The organism is Streptomyces sp. NBC_00193, from assembly GCF_026342735.1.
GTDB classification, from domain to species: domain Bacteria; phylum Actinomycetota; class Actinomycetes; order Streptomycetales; family Streptomycetaceae; genus Streptomyces; species Streptomyces stoeckheimensis.
In genome coordinates, this window is record NZ_JAPEMM010000001.1 from 5,401,608 (window position 1) to 5,419,140 (window position 17,533).

Below are 17,533 nucleotides of genomic sequence, written 5' to 3' on the forward strand. Positions count from 1 at the left end.
CGACGACGGCGAGGCACCACCTCCGCGAGAGCGGCGGCGGTTTAGCCGCAAAGGGGGGAGGAGGGGTGCGCGTACTCGGCGTTGACCCGGGGCTGACCCGATGCGGTGTCGGTGTGGTCGAGGGGGTGGCGGGCCGCCCCCTGGCGATGCTGGGCGTGGGGGTCGTACGGACGCCCGCGGACGCCGAGTTGGGCCACCGGCTCGTTGCGATCGAGCAGGGCATCGAGGAGTGGCTCGACGAGTACGAGCCCGAAGTCGTCGCCGTGGAGCGGGTGTTCAGTCAGCACAACGTCAGCACGGTGATGGGCACCGCCCAGGCCAGTGCCGTCGCCATGCTGTGCGCCGCGCGCCGCGGCATACCGGTCGCGCTGCACACCCCGAGCGAGGTCAAGGCCGCCGTCACCGGCAGCGGTCGCGCCGACAAGGCGCAGGTCGGAGCCATGGTCACCCGCTTGCTGCGGCTGTCCGCCCCGCCCAAGCCCGCCGACGCAGCGGACGCCCTCGCCCTCGCCATCTGCCACATCTGGCGCGCCCCCGCGCAGAACCGCCTCCAGCAGGCCGTCAACCGGCATGCCAGCGCCCTGAAAGGCCGCACCACATGATCGCCTTCGTCAGCGGCCCGGTCGCCGCGCTCGCCCCCACCCTGGCCGTCATCGAGGTCGGGGGAGTGGGCATGGCCGTGCACTGCACGCCGAACACCATCGCGGGCCTGCGGACCGGTGAGCCGGCCCGGCTGGCGACCTCCCTGGTCGTACGGGAGGACTCGCTGACGCTGTACGGCTTCGCCGACGACGACGAGCGCCAGGTCTTCGAGCTCCTGCAGACCGCCAGCGGGGTCGGGCCGAAGCTCGCCCAGGCGATGCTGGCCGTGCACAGCCCGGACGCGCTGCGCGTCGCCGTCTCGGTGGGGGACGAGAAGGCGCTGATGGCCGTCTCCGGCATCGGGAAGAAGGGCGCGCAGAAGCTCCTGCTGGACCTCAAGGACAAGCTGGGCGCGCCGCTGGGGTCGAGCGGGATGGTCGGCGCGCAGCGCGCGGCGGCCTCCGGCCCGCCGCCGTGGTCGGAGCAGCTCTCCGCCGCGCTGGTCGGCCTGGGCTACGCGCCCCGGGACGCGGAGGACGCGGTCTCGGCCGTGACCCCGCAGGCGGAGGCCGCGATCGCCTCCGGCGGTTCCGCCCCGGTTCCGCAGCTCCTGCGCGCGGCCCTGCAGTCCCTGAACCGGGCCCGCTGACACAGGTGCGGCGCCGTCGCCGGGGGCCGGCCCCCGGACCCCCGCTCCTCAAACGCCGGAGGGGCTGAAATTGCCCTGGCGGGCAATCCACCGCACCACCGAGAAGGCAGACTGACACCGTGAACTGGGATGACGAGAGCGACGACCGGATCGTCGCAGCCGCGGCGGACGGCGAGGACACCGCCGTCGAGGCGGCCCTGCGGCCCAAGGACCTCGGCGAGTTCGTCGGGCAGGAGAAGGTCCGCCAGCAGCTGGACCTCGTCCTGAAGGCGGCCCGCCAGCGCGGTGCCACCGCCGATCACGTGCTGCTGTCGGGCGCCCCCGGGCTGGGGAAGACCACCCTGTCCATGATCATCGCGGCCGAGATGGGCGCGCCCATCCGGATCACCTCCGGCCCCGCCATCCAGCACGCGGGCGACCTCGCCGCCATCCTCTCCTCCCTCCAGGAGGGCGAGGTCCTCTTCCTCGACGAGATCCACCGCATGTCCCGGCCCGCCGAGGAGATGCTCTACATGGCCATGGAGGACTTCCGCGTCGACGTGATCGTGGGCAAGGGCCCGGGAGCCACCGCCATCCCGCTGGAGCTGCCCCCGTTCACCCTCGTCGGTGCCACGACCCGGGCCGGTCTGCTCCCGCCCCCGCTGCGCGACCGCTTCGGCTTCACCGGCCACATGGAGTTCTACGCCCCCGAGGAGCTGGAGCGCGTCATCCACCGCTCAGCGCGGCTCCTCGACGTGGAGATCGACACCGCCGGAGCCGCCGAGATCGCCGGCCGCTCGCGCGGAACCCCCCGTATCGCCAACCGGCTGCTGCGCCGCGTCCGCGACTACGCCCAGGTCAGGGCCGACGGCGTGATCAACCGCACGGTCGCCGGCACCGCCCTGAAGGTCTACGAGGTAGACGAGCGCGGGCTCGACCGGCTGGACCGGGCCGTCCTGGAGGCGCTCCTGAAGCTCTTCGGCGGGGGACCCGTCGGCCTGTCGACGCTCGCGGTCGCCGTCGGCGAGGAGCGGGAGACGGTGGAAGAGGTGGCCGAGCCGTTCCTCGTCCGGGAAGGGCTGCTGGCCCGGACCCCCCGGGGGCGGGTCGCGACCCCGGCCGCATGGGCTCACCTGGGACTTGTTCCGCCGCAGCACGCCGGGAACGGATCAAGCGGACAACAGGGCCTCTTCGGGACCTGACGGCGCGGAGGTTCGCCCCCTCAGGAACTGCGGTGACATGCTGGGCGTTGTTCCATCGGTGCGGACTCGCCTAGACTCCGCCGATGCCGACCCTTACGGTCGGCGTACCCACCCCCCGTACAAAGGCCGTGCGCTTGTGCGGTCGATGCGAAGGACCTGCGTCCCGTGAATATCATGTCCCTCCTTCCGTTCGTGCTGATCATCGGGGCGATGTTCCTGCTGACCCGCAGCCAGAAGAAGAAGCAGCAGCAGGCCGTGCAGATGCGCGACCAGCTGACGGCCGGCACCGGCGTCCGCACCATCGGTGGCATGTACGCCACGGTGAAGGAGATCGGCGAAGACACCGTCACGCTCGAGGTGGCCCCCGGCGTCCACGCGATCTACGCGAAGAACGCCATCGGCGCCGTGCTGGAGGACGAGGAGTACAACCGCATCGTCCACGGCATCACCGATGATCTGACGATCGACACGCCGGTCGTCCCCGACGACGCGTCCTCCCTGACCGGGGACGAGGCCCCCAAGCTCGACCTGGGCAAGAAGGACGAGCCCCAGGCCGATGAGCCCGCGGCGGAGGACTCCAAGGGCGACGAGCCCAAGGACGGCAAGAGCGACGGCGAGGCCGGCGCGAAGTAGCGCTGGGCCGGGGACCGTGCGGGGCGCCTGACCGGCAGCCCCGGCGGCCCCCGCCAGTGACCCTTCTGCGGGGGGCAGGGGTCCCCACACACATTTCGTGGCCGTCCACGCGCTGACCCGGCGCGGGGCGGTTGGACAGGGAGATACGACAAGGTGGCAGCACCGAAGAAGGGCCGGCGGCCCACGGGGGCTCAGGGGAGGCCGGGGCGTGCCCTGGCCATCATCCTGATCGCGATGGTGGCGCTCACCGCGGGGATGTTCCTCACGAAGCAGACGACGCCGCGACTCGGCATCGACCTCGCAGGCGGTACGAGCATCACGCTCAAGGCCAAGAGCGAGCCCGGCAAGCCGGACGCGATCAACGAGACCAACATGAACACGGCGATCGGCATCATCGAACGCCGCGTCAACGGTCTCGGCGTCTCCGAGGCCGAGGTCCAGAAGCAGGGCCAAGACCACATCATCGTGAACATCCCCAAGGGGACGAACGAGCAGCAGGCGCGCGATCAGGTCGGCACCACCGCCCAGCTCTACTTCCGCCCCGTGCTCGCCACGGCGGATGGTGCCCCGGTCGCCCCCGAGGCCAACCCGAGCGGCTCCCCGAGCGCCGCCCCGAGCGGCTCCGGCAGCCCGTCCGCCGGTGCGCCCACCCCGTCGTCCAGCGCCACTTCCCAGGGCCGTGCGGTCAGCGAGGCCCTCAAGGCCCCGAACGCCCCCTCTCCCTCGCCCTCGGCGAGCGAGTCGAAGAAGGCAGACGACAAGGCCACCCCCTCCACGTCGCCGTCCGCGCCGACCGCCGAGCAGGCCGCAGCCGCGGACCTGCAGGCGAAGTTCGCCGCGCTGGACTGCAGCAACGAGGCGCAGCGCACCGCCGTCAGCAAGAACGTGAAGCCCGAGGACCCGACGCTCGCCTGTGGCAAGCGCGGCGACGCCTGGGGCAAGTGGGTGCTCGGTCCGGCGCAGGTCGCCGGTACGGACGTCAAGGACGCCAAGGGCATCATCGACCAGCAGCGCGGCATCTGGATCGTCACGATGCAGTTCACCGACAAGGGCGCCGACAAGTTCGCCAAGATCACCGGTGAGCTCGCTGCCAAGCAGGCCCCGCAGAACCAGTTCGCCATCGTGCTCGACGGCGAGGTCATCTCCGACCCGTCCGTCAGCCAGGCGCTGACCGGCGGCAACGCCGAGATCTCCGGCGGCTTCACCCAGCAGTCCGCGATGGACCTGGGCAACATGCTCTCGTACGGCGCCCTGCCGCTGTCCTTCCAGGAGGACAGCGTCACCACCGTCTCCGCCGCGCTCGGCGGCGAGCAGCTGAAGGCCGGCCTCATCGCCGGTGCCATCGGCCTCGCCCTCGTCGTGATCTACCTGCTGGCGTACTACCGGGGCCTGGCGTTCGTCGCCATCATCAGCCTCATCGTCTCCGGCATCCTGACCTACACGATCATGGCGCTGCTCGGCAAGGGCATCGGCTTCGCACTGAACCTGCCGGCCGTCTGCGGTGCGATCGTCGCGATCGGCATCACCGCGGACTCGTTCATCGTGTACTTCGAACGCATCCGTGACGAGATCCGCGAGGGCCGCACCCTGCGTCCGGCCGTCGAGCGCGCCTGGCCGCGCGCCCGTCGCACCATCCTGGTCTCCGACTTCGTGTCGTTCCTGGCCGCCGCGGTGCTGTTCATCGTCACCGTCGGCAAGGTGCAGGGCTTCGCCTTCACCCTGGGTCTGACCACCCTGCTCGACGTGGTCGTGGTGTTCCTCTTCACCAAGCCCGTCATGACGCTGCTGGCCCGCACGAACTTCTTCGCCAGCGGTCACCCGTGGTCCGGGCTGGACCCGAAGCGACTGGGCGCCAAGCCGCCGCTGCGACGCTCGCGTCGTACCGGCTCCGACGCGACCGCCGCGACCGTCTCCGTTCCCGTCGACGCAAAGGAGGCGTGAGAGATGTCGAAGCTCGGAGATCTCGGCGCCAAGCTGTACCGGGGTGAGGTCGGCTACGACTTCGTCGGCAAGCGCTTCGTCTGGTACGGCGTGTCCATCCTGATCACCATCACGGCGATCGTGGCCCTGGCCGTTCAGGGCCTCAACATGGGCATCGAGTTCAAGGGTGGTGCCGTCTTCACCACCCCGAAGTCCTCCATCTCGGAGACCCACGCCCGCGAGGTCGCGGAGAAGGCCTCCGGCCATGACGCGGTCGTCCAGAAGCTCGGTACCGGTGCCCTGCGCATCCAGATCTCGGATCTGGACACCAACGCCGCGGCCGACGTGAAGGCGAAGCTCGCCACCGACTTCAAGATGGACGCGGCTCAGATCAACGCGGACCTGGTCGGCCCCAGCTGGGGCGAGCAGATCGCCAACAAGGCGTGGACCGGCCTCGGCGTGTTCATGGTCCTCGTGGTGATCTACCTGGCCATCGCCTTCGAGTGGCGGATGGCGATCGCGGCGCTCATCGCGCTGATCCACGACCTCACCATCACCGTCGGCGTGTACGCGCTGGTCGGCTTCGAGGTCACCCCGGGTACGGTCATCGGTCTGCTGACCATCCTCGGTTACTCCCTCTACGACACCGTCGTCGTCTTCGACGGTCTCAAGGAGGGCTCGAAGGACATCACCAAGCAGACCCGCTGGACCTACAGCGAGGTCGCCAACCGCAGCATCAACGGCACCCTGGTCCGCTCGATCAACACCACCGTCGTGGCACTGCTCCCCGTCGGGGCGCTGCTCTTCATCGGTGGCGGCTTCCTGGGCGCCGGCATGCTGAACGACATCTCGCTGTCGCTGTTCGTCGGCCTCGCGGCCGGCGCCTACTCGTCGATCTTCATCGCGACCCCGCTGGTCGTGGACCTGAAGGAGCGCGAGCCGGCGATGAAGGCCCTGAAGAAGCGGGTGCTCGCCAAGCGGGCGTCGGCCGAGGCCAGGGGCGAGGCGCCCGAGGGCGCCGGCACCGAGGACGCGCCGGAGGTAGTGGCGCAGGGCCGTTCGGGACGCCGCCGGTGACCGCGGAGCTGCCCTCCGGCGTACGGGACCTGCTGCTCAGCCGGATCACGGACGTGGCGGACTACCCGAAGCCGGGCGTGATGTTCAAGGACATCACCCCGCTGCTGGCCGACCCGAAGGCGTTCGGCGCCCTCACGGACGCGCTGGTGGCCCTGGCCGGGCAGTACGGAGCGACGAAGATCGTCGGGCTGGAGGCGCGGGGATTCATCCTGGCGGCTCCGGTGGCCGTACAGGCGGGCATCGGCTTCGTGCCGGTCCGCAAGGCCGGGAAACTGCCCGGGGCGACGCTCCTGCAGTCCTACGACCTGGAGTACGGGTCGGCGGAGATCGAGATCCACGCGGAGGCGCTGTGCGCCGACGACCGGGTCATGGTCATCGACGACGTGCTCGCCACCGGTGGCACCGCGGCCGCCTCGCTGGAGCTGATCCGGCGGGCCGGGGCGGAGGTCGCCGGGGTCGCGGTCCTGATGGAGCTCTCGTTCCTTCCGGGCCGTGAGCGGCTGGCGCCGACGCTGGGCGATGCTCCGCTCGACGCGCTGATCGTGGTCTGACCACGCTGCCCTACGAAGCGGGCGTGCACCGGGGACTCCCGGAGCACGCCCGCTTCGGCGTGTGCGGGCCGCTGCGCGGGGCCGTGTCCCCTACCCGCCCTTCGCCCGTTCCCCGGGGCTCCGCCCCGGACCCCGGTCCTCGAACGCCGGACGGGCTGGATATGGCCGGGCCGGGTACGAGTCGGGGTGGACTCGGGGAACGGGGTGGCGGAACCCTCGCTACGATGGGTTACCCGGACCGGACACGGGTACCGGAACCGCTGAGGAGCGCTCTTGCCAGACGAGGTCCAGCCAATCTCTGCCGCGCAGCCCGACCCGCAGCCCGAGCAGCCGGCCGCGGCGGCCGCCGCCACGCCCCCGCCGGCGCCGCCGGCCCCGCCGGTCAAGCCCGCGTCCGCGAAGTCGGCCGGGTCCTCCAATCGGGTGCGCGCCCGGCTGGCCCGCCTCGGCGTCCAGAAGACCAACCCGTACAACCCGGTCCTGGAACCGCTGCTCCGCATAGTCCGCAGCAACGACCCGAAGATCGAGACGGCCACCCTGCGCCAGATCGAGCAGGCGTACCAGGTCGCCGAGCGCTGGCACCGCGGCCAGAAGCGCAAGAGCGGCGACCCGTACATCACCCACCCGCTCGCGGTGACCACGATCCTCGCCGAGCTGGGCATGGACCCGGCCACCCTGATGGCGGGGCTGCTCCACGACACCGTCGAGGACACCGAGTACGGGCTGGAGGACCTGCGGCGCGACTTCGGCGACGCGGTGACCCTGCTCGTCGACGGAGTCACCAAGCTCGACCGCGTCAAGTTCGGCGAGGCCGCCCAGGCCGAGACCGTCCGCAAGATGGTCGTGGCCATGGCCAAGGACCCCCGGGTCCTGGTCATCAAGCTCGCCGACCGCCTGCACAACATGCGCACCATGCGCTACCTCAAGCGGGAGAAGCAGGAGAAGAAGGCCCGCGAGACCCTTGAGATCTACGCCCCGCTGGCGCACCGGCTGGGCATGAACACCATCAAGTGGGAGCTGGAGGACCTCGCCTTCGCGATCCTCTACCCCAAGATGTACGACGAGATCGTGCGGCTGGTGGCCGAAAGGGCCCCCAAGCGCGACGAGTACCTCACCGTCGTCACCGACGAGGTGCAGGCCGACCTCCGGGCCGCCCGCATCAAGGCCACCGTCACCGGGCGCCCCAAGCACTACTACAGCGTCTACCAGAAGATGATCGTGCGCGGCCGCGACTTCGCCGAGATCTACGACCTGGTCGGCATCCGGGTCCTCGTCGACACCGTCCGGGACTGCTACGCCGCCCTCGGCACCGTGCACGCGCGATGGAACCCGGTCCCCGGCCGGTTCAAGGACTACATCGCGATGCCGAAGTTCAACATGTACCAGTCGCTCCACACGACGGTCATCGGACCCAGCGGCAAGCCCGTGGAGCTCCAGATCCGCACCTTCGACATGCACCGCCGTGCCGAGTACGGCATCGCCGCGCACTGGAAGTACAAGCAGCAGACCGTCGCCGGCGCCTCGAAGGTACGCACGGACGTGCCGCAGGCGGCCAAGGGCACCGCGGGCCACGACACCGTCAACGACATGGCCTGGCTGCGCCAGCTGCTGGACTGGCAGAAGGAGACCGAGGACCCGAGCGAGTTCCTCGACTCCCTGCGCTTCGACCTCTCGCGCAACGAGGTCTTCGTCTTCACGCCCAAGGGTGACGTCATCGCCCTGCCGGCCGGGGCCACCCCCGTCGACTTCTCGTACGCCGTCCACACCGAGGTCGGCCACCGGACCATAGGGGCGCGGGTCAACGGGCGGCTCGTACCGCTCGAATCGACCCTCGACAACGGCGACCTGGTCGAGGTCTTCACCTCCAAGGCCGAGGGCGCCGGCCCGTCCCGTGACTGGCTGGGCTTCGTCAAGTCCCCGCGGGCCCGCAACAAGATCCGCGCCTGGTTCTCCAAGGAGCGCCGCGACGAGGCGATCGAACACGGCAAGGACGCCATCGCGCGGGCCATGCGCAAGCAGAACCTGCCGATCCAGCGCATCCTGACCGGGGACTCCCTCGTCACCCTCGCGCACGAGATGCGCTACCCCGACATCTCCTCGCTCTACGCGGCGATCGGCGAGGGCCACGTCACCGCGCAGAACGTCGTCCAGAAGCTGGTCCAGGCCCTCGGCGGCGAGGACGCGGCCAACGAGGACATCGAGGACAGCATCCCGCCCGCCCGCGGCCGCAGCACCCGCCGCGGCAACGCCGACCCCGGCGTGGTCGTCAAGGGCGTCGAGGACGTGTGGGTCAAGCTGGCCCGCTGCTGCACCCCGGTGCCGGGCGACCCCATCATCGGGTTCGTCACCCGCGGCAGCGGCGTATCGGTTCACCGTGCCGACTGCGTCAACGTGGACTCCCTCTCCCAGCAGCCCGAGCGGATGCTGGAGGTCGAGTGGGCGCCCACCCAGTCCTCCGTCTTCCTGGTCGCCATCCAGGTCGAGGCGCTGGACCGGTCCCGGCTGCTGTCGGACGTCACCCGCGTCCTGTCGGACCAGCACGTGAACATCCTGTCGGCGGCCGTGCAGACCTCGCGTGACCGCGTCGCCACCTCCCGGTTCACCTTCGAGATGGGCGACCCGAAGCACCTGGGCCACGTCCTGAAGGCCGTACGGGGCGTCGAGGGCGTCTACGACGTCTACCGCGTGACCTCGGCCCGCAGGCCGTAGCGGTACCGCAGGAAACAGAAACGGGAGGGCCCCGGTACGCAGTGCGTACCGGGGCCCTCCCGCGTGCTGGGCGGCCGGGAGATCAGCCGCCGAACTCCTCGAGACCCTTCAGCGCCTGGTCCAGCAGGGCCTGACGGCCCTCCAGCTCACGGGACAGCTTGTCGGCCTTGGAGTTGTTGCCCTGCGCGCGCGCCGTGTCGATCTGGCCGCGCAGCTTGTCGACCGCCGCCTGCAGCTGGCCCGTCAGACCGGCCGCACGGGCCCGCGCCTCCGGGTTCGTACGGCGCCACTCGCCTTCCTCGGCCTCCTGGATGGCCCGCTCGACGGTGTGCATCCGCCCCTCGACCTTGGGACGCGCGTCCCGCGGTACGTGGCCGATGGCCTCCCAGCGCTCGTTCAGGGAGCGGAACGCGGCGCGGGCCGCCTTCAGGTCCGTGATCGGGACGAGCTTCTCGGCCTCGTCGGCCAGCTCCTCCTTCAGCTTCAGGTTCTCCACCTGCTCCGCGTCGCGCTCCGCGAAGACCTCGCTGCGCGCCGCGAAGAACACGTCCTGGGCGCCGCGGAAACGGTTCCACAGGTCGTCCTCGGACTCGCGCTGCGCGCGGCCCGCGGCCTTCCAGCTCTCCATCAGCTCGCGGTAGCGCGCGGCCGTCGGACCCCAGTCGGTCGACTTCGACAGCGACTCGGCCTCCGCGACCAGCTTCTCCTTGACCTTGCGGGCGTCCTCGCGCTGCGCGTCGAGCGAGGCGAAGTGGGCCTTGCGGCGCTTGGAGAAGGCGGAGCGGGCGTGCGAGAAGCGGTGCCACAGCTCGTCGTCCGACTTGCGGTCGAGGCGGGGCAGACCCTTCCAGATGTCCACCAGGGCCCGCAGCCGCTCGCCGGCACTGCGCCACTGGTCGCTCTGCGCCAGCTCCTCGGCCTCGGCCACCAGCGCGTCCTTGGCCGTACGGGCCTCGTCCGTCTGCTTGGCCTTCTGGACCTTGCGCTCCTCGCGGCGCGAGTCCACGGTCTTCACCAGCTTGTCGAGCCGGACGCGCAGCGCGTCGAGGTCGCCGACGGCGTGGTGCTCGTCCACCTGCGTGCGCAGGTGCTCGATGGCCGTCTGGGCGTCCTTGGCGGCCAGATCGGTGGTCCGCACCCGTCGTTCGAGGAGGCCGATCTCGACCACCAGGCCCTCGTACTTGCGCTCGAAGTAGGCCAGGGCCTCCTCCGGGGTGCCGGCCTGCCACGAGCCGACGACCTTCTCGCCATCGGCAGTACGCACGTACACGGTGCCGGTCTCGTCGACTCGGCCCCACGGGTCGCTGCTCACAGCGCCTCCTCCACCTGATGCCTTGCGAGGGGTTCACCCCCTGGGCATCGTCCACAGTTTCCTGGGGCGGGCCGCGCCCGCCCTGCACAACGCCAACATAGGCGACCGCCGGGCCGGCTGTCCGCATCCAGCACGACGGAATATCGCCGTACCGGAGCGCCGTCGAGGAAATCGAGGAGACAGCCCGGGCCCGGGGCGCCCGGTCCCGGTCAGTTCTGGGTGACGGTGCCCTTCTCGATGGTCACGGGGGTCTTGGGGGCCCCGTCCTGCTGGCCGTCGGCGGTGCCCGCCTTGGCCACCTCTTCGAGCACCTTCAGACCGGCCGCGTCGATCTTGCCGAAGGGGGTGTACGTCGGGGTGAGCGGGCTGTCCTTGTAGACGAGGAAGAACTGGCTGCCGCCCGAGCCGGGCTTGCCGGTGTTGGCCATCGCCACCGTGCCCGCCGGGTAGATGACCTGGCCCGTCTCGTTGGGCTTGCCCAGCGAGTCGAGGTTCTCGTCCGCGATGGTGTAGCCGGGGCCGCCCATGCCGGTGCCCTGCGGGTCGCCGCACTGCAGGACGAAGATCCCGCTCGTCGTCAGGCGGTGGCACTTGGTGTTGTCGAAGAAGTTCTTGTCGGCGAGCGACTTGAACGAGTTGACCGTCTGCGGGGTCTTCGCCGCGTCCATCTCGAACTTGACGTCGCCCGCGCTGGTCTTCAGGTCGAAGGTGTACTTCGCCTTGGCGTCGATCGCCATCGCCGGGGAGGGGGACTGCTGCGGGGTGGGCGAGGCCGAAGGGGTCGCGGCCGGATCGGCCGCCTCGTCCTTCTTGTCCTTGTCGAAGACACCGCCGGCCACGAGGCCGACCAGCGTCGCCACGACCACGGCCACCGCCGCACCGATCACGGCGAGCCGCCTGCGCGACTTCTGCCGCGCTTCGGCACGCCGCTTCTGCTGGCGTTCGTACTTCTCCCTGGCGAGCTGGCGCCGCCGCTGATCGCTCGTGACCACCGGGTCGTCTCCTTGTGCGTATCTGGTACCACTGTCCGGGCTGGGTTAGGCCGTACCGTATATGGGTTCGCTGTGTAATGAGCGGCGCCGGTAGGCTCTGAGCAGCAGCATTCCGATCTGCAGCCTCCCGCCGGACGACGATTGAGGACGAACGTGCTGATTGCCGGATTCCCCGCCGGGGCCTGGGGGACCAACTGTTACGTGGTCGCCCCCGCCGCCGGTGAGGAGTGCGTCATCATCGACCCGGGCCACCAGGCCACCCAGGGTGTCGAAGAGACGCTGAAGAAGCATCGGCTCAAGCCCGTCGCGGTCGTCCTCACCCATGGCCACATCGATCATGTGGCCTCGGTGGTCCCGGTGTGCGGAGCACACGACGTACCGGCCTGGATCCACCCCGAGGACCGCTTCATGATGAGCGACCCGGAGAAGGCCCTCGGCCGTTCCCTCGGAGCCCAGCTCATGGGCGAGCTCACGGTGGGGGAGCCCTCCGACGTCAAGGAACTGACGGACGGCGCGAAGCTCGCCCTGGCCGGCATGGAGCTCACCGTGTCGCACGCCCCCGGGCATACCAGGGGGTCGGTGACCTTCGGGATGCCCGAGGCGGCGGACATCCCGCCGCTGCTGTTCTCGGGCGACCTGCTCTTCGCCGGCTCCATCGGGCGTACCGACTTCCCCGGCGGCAGCCACGCCGACATGCTCGAATCGCTGGCCCGCGTGTGCCTGCCGCTCGACGATTCGACCGTGGTGCTGCCCGGACACAACGAGCACACGACCATTGGCCGTGAGCGAGCCACCAACCCGTACCTGCGGCAGGTGGCCGCCGGCCTGGGAGACGGTTTCACGTCTCCACGACGAGGAATGTGACGAGAGTTTCGTGAGTACTTTTCAGGCCCCCAAGGGCACGTACGACCTGCTGCCGCCCCGCTCTGCGACCTTCCTGGCGGTGCGCGAGGCGATCTCCGCGCCCCTGAAGAACTCCGGCTACGGATACGTGGAGACCCCCGGCTTCGAGAACGTCGAGCTCTTCTCGCGCGGCGTCGGCGAGTCCACCGACATCGTCAGCAAGGAGATGTACACCCTCACCACGAAGGGCGGCGACCAGCTCGCCCTGCGCCCCGAGGGCACCGCCTCCGTGCTCCGCGCCGCCCTGCAGGGCAACCTGCACAAGCTCGGCGGCCTGCCCGTCAAGCTCTGGTACTCCGGCTCCTACTACCGCTACGAGCGGGCCCAGGCGGGCCGCTACCGCCACTTCTCCCAGGTCGGCGCCGAGGCGATCGGAGCCGAGGACCCGGCCCTGGACGCCGAGCTGATCATCCTGGCCGACCAGGCGTACCGCTCGCTGGGGCTGCGCAACTTCCGCATCCTGCTGAACTCGCTCGGCGACAAGGAGTGCCGCCCGGTGTACCGGGAGGCCCTCCAGGCCTTCCTGCGCGGGCTCGACCTCGACGCGGAGACCGTGCGACGGGCCGAGATCAACCCGCTGCGCGTGCTCGACGACAAGCGGGCCGACGTGCAGAAGCAGCTCGTCGGCGCCCCGATGCTGCGCGACTACCTCTGCGACGCCTGCAAGGCGTACCACGAGGAGGTGCGGGCGCTGGTGACGGCGGCCGGGGTCGCCTTCGAGGACGACGAGAAGCTCGTGCGCGGCCTGGACTACTACACCCGCACCACCTTCGAGTTCGTCCACGACGGTCTGGGCTCCCAGTCCGCGGTGGGCGGCGGCGGCCGCTACGACGGCCTCTCCGAGATGATCGGCGGACCGGCGCTGCCTTCGGTGGGCTGGGCGCTGGGCGTCGACCGTACGGTGCTGGCGCTCGAGGCGGAGGGGGTCGAACTGGACATCCCGTCCGCGACCTCCGTCTTCGCGGTGGCGCTCGGTGCGGCGAAGCCGGTGCTGTTCGGTCTGGTGACCGAGCTGCGGCGGGCCGGTGTCGCGGCGGACATCTCCTACGGGGGCAAGGGCCTCAAGGGTGCGATGAAGGACGCGAACCGGAGCGGGGCCCGCTTCGCGGTGGTCGCGGGGGACCGTGACCTCGAAGAGGGCGTGGTCCAGCTGAAGGACATGCAGTCCGGGGAGCAGACGCCGGTGGCTGTCGCCGACGTGGTGGCTACGGTCAAGGCGCGCCTGGCCTGACCGGTTCCACTGGGGGGCGGGGTGGGGTCTTCTCCCCGCCCCGCCCTTTCGCCGTTTCCCGGGGCTCCGCCCCGGACCCCGCGCCTCGAACGCCGGCGGGGCTGGAACGCGCCGCTACAGCAGGCCGTGCCGCATGGCCGTGGTGACCGCCGCCGTGCGGTCCGTGACCTCCAGCTTTCCGAAGATGCGCAGCATGTGCGTCTTGACCGTGGACTCCGCCACGAACAGGCGGCGGCCGATCTCGGCATTGGTCGCGCCCTCCGCGACCAGGCGGAGCACCGCCACCTCGCGCTCCGAGAGCCGCGGCAGCGACGGGCGGGTGCGGAGCCGGTCGACCAGGCGGCCGGCCACCGTCGGGGCGAGGACCGTCTCGCCGCGCACGGCCGCCCGGACCGCGGCCGCCAGTTCCGCCCGCGCCATGTCCTTCAGCAGGTAGCCCGCCGCCCCCGCCTCCACCGCCCGCAGGATGTCCCGGTCCTCCTCGTAGGTGGTCAGCACCACCACCCGTACCGGCAGCCGCGCCGCCGTGATGCGGGCGATCGATTCGACTCCGTCGCCGCCCGGCATCCGCAGGTCCATCAGGATCAGGTCCAGGCCGCCTTCGGGGACCAGCCGCGCGGCCAGTGCCTCCGCCTGGGGGCCGTTCGAGGCCTCCGCGACGACCTCCAGGTCCGGTTCGGCGCTGAGCATGCCGCGCAGCCCCTCCCGTACCACCGGGTGGTCGTCGGCCAGCAGGATGCGGATCATCTCGTACGGCTCCTCAGCGGATCGGGAGGGTGACGGTGACGGTGGTGCCGGCCGAGGCGGCGCTGTCGACCGCCGCCGTGCCGCCCACCTCGGCCGCGCGGGCGAACAGGCCCCGCAGGCCGTAGCCCGGTGCGGGGGCCGACGGGTCGAAGCCCCGGCCGGTGTCCCGGACCGTGAGGGTCAGTTCGCAACCGCCGTACGCGAGGGACACCGCGCAGCGCGCCCGCGGTCCGGCGTGCTTGGCGGCGTTCGACAGGGACTCCTGGCAGGAGCGCAGGGCCACCACCTCCAGGACCGCGGCCAGCGGCCGGACCTCCCCCGTCACCGAGACGGCCGCCGGCGGATCGTGCCGGGCCGCGAGGCGTCGTACCGCGTCGGGCAGCGAACCGCCGTCGAGATCCGCGGGCGCGCCGCCCGCCACCAGGGCGCGGGCCTCGGCCAGGTTCTGCCGGGCGGTGACGGCCATCAGCTCCAGATGGTGCCGGGCCCGCTCCGGATCGGTGTCCAGCTCCGACTGCACGGCCTGTACGAGCATCAGCAGACTGGTGAAGCCCTGGGCGAGGGTGTCGTGGATCTCGCGGGACATGCGTTCCCTTTCGGCGTGGGCGCCGCGTTCGGCGGAGAGCCGGGCCACCTCCTCCCGGCTGGCGTCGAGTTCCGCGATGAGGGAGGCCCGGTCCTGGCTCTGCTCGATGATCCGGACGGTCCAGGCGCCGAAGAAGGCGGAGAAGGCGAAGGTGACGAGCGCACTGATCGCGCTCACGAAGACGTGGCTCCCCTCCGGCCGCCACACCAGGGCCCAGCCGGCCACCGGCAGCAGCGACACCAGGCCCACCGCGCCGATCGCGCGCCGCAGGGGCAGCAGCATGAAGCACTGCGGGGCGAGGGCGAAGGTGATCAGCCGGGTCTCGCCGACGAGGGAGGCGGCGGGCAGGAAGAGGGCCAGCGCCACACCCAGGTATCGGGCGGACGAGCGCGGTTCGGCGCCGGGCTCCTGCACGAGCAGCGGGCGTCCGGCGCGGAGGAACCAGGGGACCAGGAGGGCGAGCAGGCTCACGGCGAGGACCCGGTACGGCAGTGCGGGGAAGTCCGCGCCGAGGACGAAGGCCGCGGTCGCGACCCACACGACCGCGAAGTAGAGGATCCACGGCCCGAACGCGCGGTCCCAGACGTGGGACTCGCGCGCCCCGGCCGCCTTGGCGAAGGCGGTCAGCCGTCGCGGCGGTTCTTCCACTTGAAGGTCATCAGACACAGGACCAGACCCCCCACGACCCAGGCACCCAGGACCAGGGCGACCCGCCCATACTCCCAGCCGCCGGCCTGTTCGAGAACGGCCGCGGACTCCGGCAGGAACACCCCGCGCAGCCCCTGGCACATCCACTTGAGCGGGAACAGCGCACCGATGTTCAGCAGCCAGTCCGGGATCTGGTGGACGGGGATGAAGACGCCCGAGATGAACTGCAGGATCAGGAACGGCAGGACCACGACCGAGCTGGCGCTCTTGCCGGACTTGGGCAGGCTGCTGATGGCGATGCCGAGCAGGGCGCAGCCGGCCAGGCCGAGGGTGAAGATCCAGGCGAAGGTCAGCCACTTGGAGGCGGACGTCGGCAGATCGAGGTCGAACAGGGTGGAGCCGACCAGCAGCAGGATCGCGGTCTCGGCGAGGCCGGTGGCCAGCACCATCCACACCTTGCCGAGGAAGTACGCCGCCGGCGGCATCGGGGTCCCGCGCAGCCGGCGCAGCACCTTCTCGTCGCGTTCGACGGCGATGGAGATGCCGAGGGACTGGAAGCTGGTGGACATGATGCCGGCGGCGACCATGCCGGCCGCGTACATCTGGGAGGCGGTGACCCCGGTGCCCTCCATGCCCTCGCTGAAGATCGAGGCGAAGAGCGCGAGGAAGACGATGGGGAAGGCGAAGGTGAAGATCACCGCGTCGCGCTGGCGGACGAACTGCCGGATCTCCAGCACTCCGCGGCTCACGCCGAGGGACCAGGCACCGGGCAGCGCCCCGGCCCCGCCCGTGCCGGTTCCCGTGCCCGCGCGCGTCCGCGTGCCCGTGGTCTTGCCCGTACCGGTCTCCGTGCTCATCGGGACTCCTCCTGCCGCGTCGTGTTCGGGTCGAGCTGGCCCGTGAGGCGCAGGTACACGTCCTCCAGGGTGGGGCGGGTGATCCTCAGGTCCGGGACCTCCCCGTCGAAGCGGGCGGCCAGTTCGGCGACCGTACGGGTGGGCGTCTCGGTGGCGGCGCTGCGCGGGCTGCCGTCCCGGTCCGTCCACTCGACGGTGGCGCCGGTCCCGAGCCGGGCGCGCAGCGCGGCCGGTTCGCCCTCGGCCACGACCTTGCCGCGGGCGATGACCGCGAGCCGGTCGGCGAGGGCCTCGGCCTCCTCCAGGTAGTGGGTGGTGAGCACGATGGTGGTGCCCGAGTCGGACAGCAGCCGGATCAGGTCCCAGAACTGCCGCCGGGCCGCCGGGTCGAAGCCGGTCGTGGGCTCGTCCAGGAGCAGCAGTTCGGGGTCGCCGATCACCCCGAGCGCCACGTCGAGGCGGCGCCGCTGCCCGCCGGAGAGGCTCTTGAGCCGGTGGCCGCGCTTTTCCTCCAGACCGACCAGGGCGATCACCTCGGCCGGATCGCGCGGGGCCGGGTAGTAGCGGGCGAAGTGCTCGACCGTCTCCCGTACCGTCAGTTCGGCGGGCGCCGACTCGTCCTGCCAGACGATGCCGACGCGCGAGCGCCAGGCCCGGCCGGCGGTCGCGGGGTCCGCGCCGAGGACGAGCACCTCGCCGCCGTCCCGCTCCCGGTGCCCCTGGAGTATTTCCACCGTGGTGCTCTTGCCGGCGCCGTTGGGCCCCAGGAGGCCGAAGACCTCGCCCCGCCGGATCGTCAGGTCCAGTCCGTCCACCGCGGTGACTTCGCCGTACTGCTTGCGGAGCCCCCGTACTTCCACCGCGTTCTGTGTCATGTCTCCCATGGTGTGGCGGAAGCCCGGCCACCGGTCCCCCCGTGCGTACCTCCTGCTGTCCGTCGAACGGTGGACAGCGG

Annotated in this window: 16 protein-coding genes; 10 read left to right on the forward strand and 6 right to left on the reverse strand. The window is 71.1% G+C overall.

Annotated features, from left to right (window positions below; translation table 11 throughout):
* Positions 1-65: 65 nt before the first annotated feature.
* The 8 genes from ruvC (at position 66) to OG898_RS24195 (ending at position 9,302) form a co-directional block, all read left to right on the forward strand.
* The gene (ruvC, locus tag OG898_RS24160) at positions 66-602 is read left to right on the forward strand and encodes a crossover junction endodeoxyribonuclease RuvC (RefSeq protein ID WP_250744715.1); all 537 of its coding nucleotides are present in this window, start codon (positions 66-68) and stop codon (positions 600-602) included.
* Entirely contained in the window at positions 599-1,231 is a 633-nt protein-coding gene (ruvA, locus tag OG898_RS24165) for a Holliday junction branch migration protein RuvA (RefSeq protein ID WP_266959173.1), read from the forward strand. The genes ruvC and ruvA overlap by 4 nt, the downstream gene beginning before the upstream one ends.
* A 119-nt stretch (positions 1,232-1,350) precedes the next feature.
* A complete protein-coding gene (ruvB, locus tag OG898_RS24170) occupies positions 1,351-2,412 on the forward strand; it encodes a Holliday junction branch migration DNA helicase RuvB (protein WP_266959175.1) in 1,062 nt (353 codons plus the stop codon).
* A gap of 165 nt (positions 2,413-2,577) precedes the next feature.
* Complete coding sequence (gene yajC, locus OG898_RS24175; RefSeq protein WP_250744718.1) at positions 2,578-3,045, forward strand: preprotein translocase subunit YajC; 468 nt, start codon at positions 2,578-2,580, stop codon at positions 3,043-3,045.
* A gap of 153 nt (positions 3,046-3,198) precedes the next feature.
* A complete protein-coding gene (secD, locus tag OG898_RS24180; RefSeq protein WP_250744719.1) occupies positions 3,199-4,986 on the forward strand; it encodes a protein translocase subunit SecD in 1,788 nt (595 codons plus the stop codon).
* Positions 4,987-4,989: 3 nt separating this feature from the next.
* A complete protein-coding gene (gene secF / locus OG898_RS24185; protein WP_266959177.1) occupies positions 4,990-6,042 on the forward strand; it encodes a protein translocase subunit SecF in 1,053 nt (350 codons plus the stop codon).
* The gene (locus tag OG898_RS24190; protein WP_243334256.1) at positions 6,039-6,593 is read left to right on the forward strand and encodes an adenine phosphoribosyltransferase; all 555 of its coding nucleotides are present in this window, start codon (positions 6,039-6,041) and stop codon (positions 6,591-6,593) included. Before secF ends, OG898_RS24190 begins: the two co-directional genes overlap by 4 nt.
* Before the next feature lie 273 nt (positions 6,594-6,866).
* Positions 6,867-9,302: a bifunctional (p)ppGpp synthetase/guanosine-3',5'-bis(diphosphate) 3'-pyrophosphohydrolase gene (locus OG898_RS24195; RefSeq protein ID WP_250744721.1), complete on the forward strand. Its 2,436-nt coding sequence runs from the start codon at positions 6,867-6,869 to the stop codon at positions 9,300-9,302.
* Positions 9,303-9,384: 82 nt separating this feature from the next.
* On the opposite strand, the gene OG898_RS24200 is transcribed toward OG898_RS24195, so the two are convergent.
* Both OG898_RS24200 and OG898_RS24205 read right to left on the reverse strand, forming a co-directional pair.
* Complete coding sequence (locus OG898_RS24200) at positions 9,385-10,614, reverse strand: DUF349 domain-containing protein (RefSeq protein ID WP_266959178.1); 1,230 nt, start codon at positions 10,612-10,614, stop codon at positions 9,385-9,387.
* A gap of 209 nt (positions 10,615-10,823) precedes the next feature.
* Positions 10,824-11,606, reverse strand: a complete 783-nt coding sequence (locus tag OG898_RS24205) for a peptidylprolyl isomerase (RefSeq protein WP_250744723.1) — start codon at positions 11,604-11,606, stop codon at positions 10,824-10,826.
* Positions 11,607-11,759: 153 nt separating this feature from the next.
* Between OG898_RS24205 and OG898_RS24210 the strand changes: the two genes are divergently transcribed.
* Together OG898_RS24210 and hisS are read left to right on the forward strand one after the other, a co-directional pair.
* A complete protein-coding gene (locus OG898_RS24210) occupies positions 11,760-12,470 on the forward strand; it encodes an MBL fold metallo-hydrolase (protein ID WP_250744724.1) in 711 nt (236 codons plus the stop codon).
* A gap of 10 nt (positions 12,471-12,480) precedes the next feature.
* Entirely contained in the window at positions 12,481-13,740 is a 1,260-nt protein-coding gene (gene hisS / locus OG898_RS24215) for a histidine--tRNA ligase (RefSeq protein WP_250744725.1), read from the forward strand.
* 114 nt (positions 13,741-13,854) lie between these two features.
* On the opposite strand, the gene OG898_RS24220 is transcribed toward hisS, so the two are convergent.
* Genes OG898_RS24220 through OG898_RS24235 form a run of 4 tightly spaced genes read right to left on the reverse strand, consistent with a single transcriptional unit; the run spans position 13,855 to position 17,453 of the window.
* The gene (locus tag OG898_RS24220; RefSeq protein ID WP_266959181.1) at positions 13,855-14,487 is read right to left on the reverse strand and encodes a response regulator transcription factor; all 633 of its coding nucleotides are present in this window, start codon (positions 14,485-14,487) and stop codon (positions 13,855-13,857) included.
* A gap of 13 nt (positions 14,488-14,500) precedes the next feature.
* Complete coding sequence (locus OG898_RS24225; RefSeq protein ID WP_266959183.1) at positions 14,501-15,721, reverse strand: sensor histidine kinase; 1,221 nt, start codon at positions 15,719-15,721, stop codon at positions 14,501-14,503.
* Positions 15,697-16,578 (reverse strand): ABC transporter permease, encoded by an 882-nt coding sequence (locus OG898_RS24230; RefSeq protein WP_250744728.1) that lies wholly within the window; start codon positions 16,576-16,578, stop codon positions 15,697-15,699. Before OG898_RS24230 ends, OG898_RS24225 begins: the two co-directional genes overlap by 25 nt.
* A complete protein-coding gene (locus tag OG898_RS24235) occupies positions 16,575-17,453 on the reverse strand; it encodes an ABC transporter ATP-binding protein (protein ID WP_266959186.1) in 879 nt (292 codons plus the stop codon). The genes OG898_RS24230 and OG898_RS24235 overlap by 4 nt, the downstream gene beginning before the upstream one ends.
* Positions 17,454-17,533: the final 80 nt, after the last annotated feature.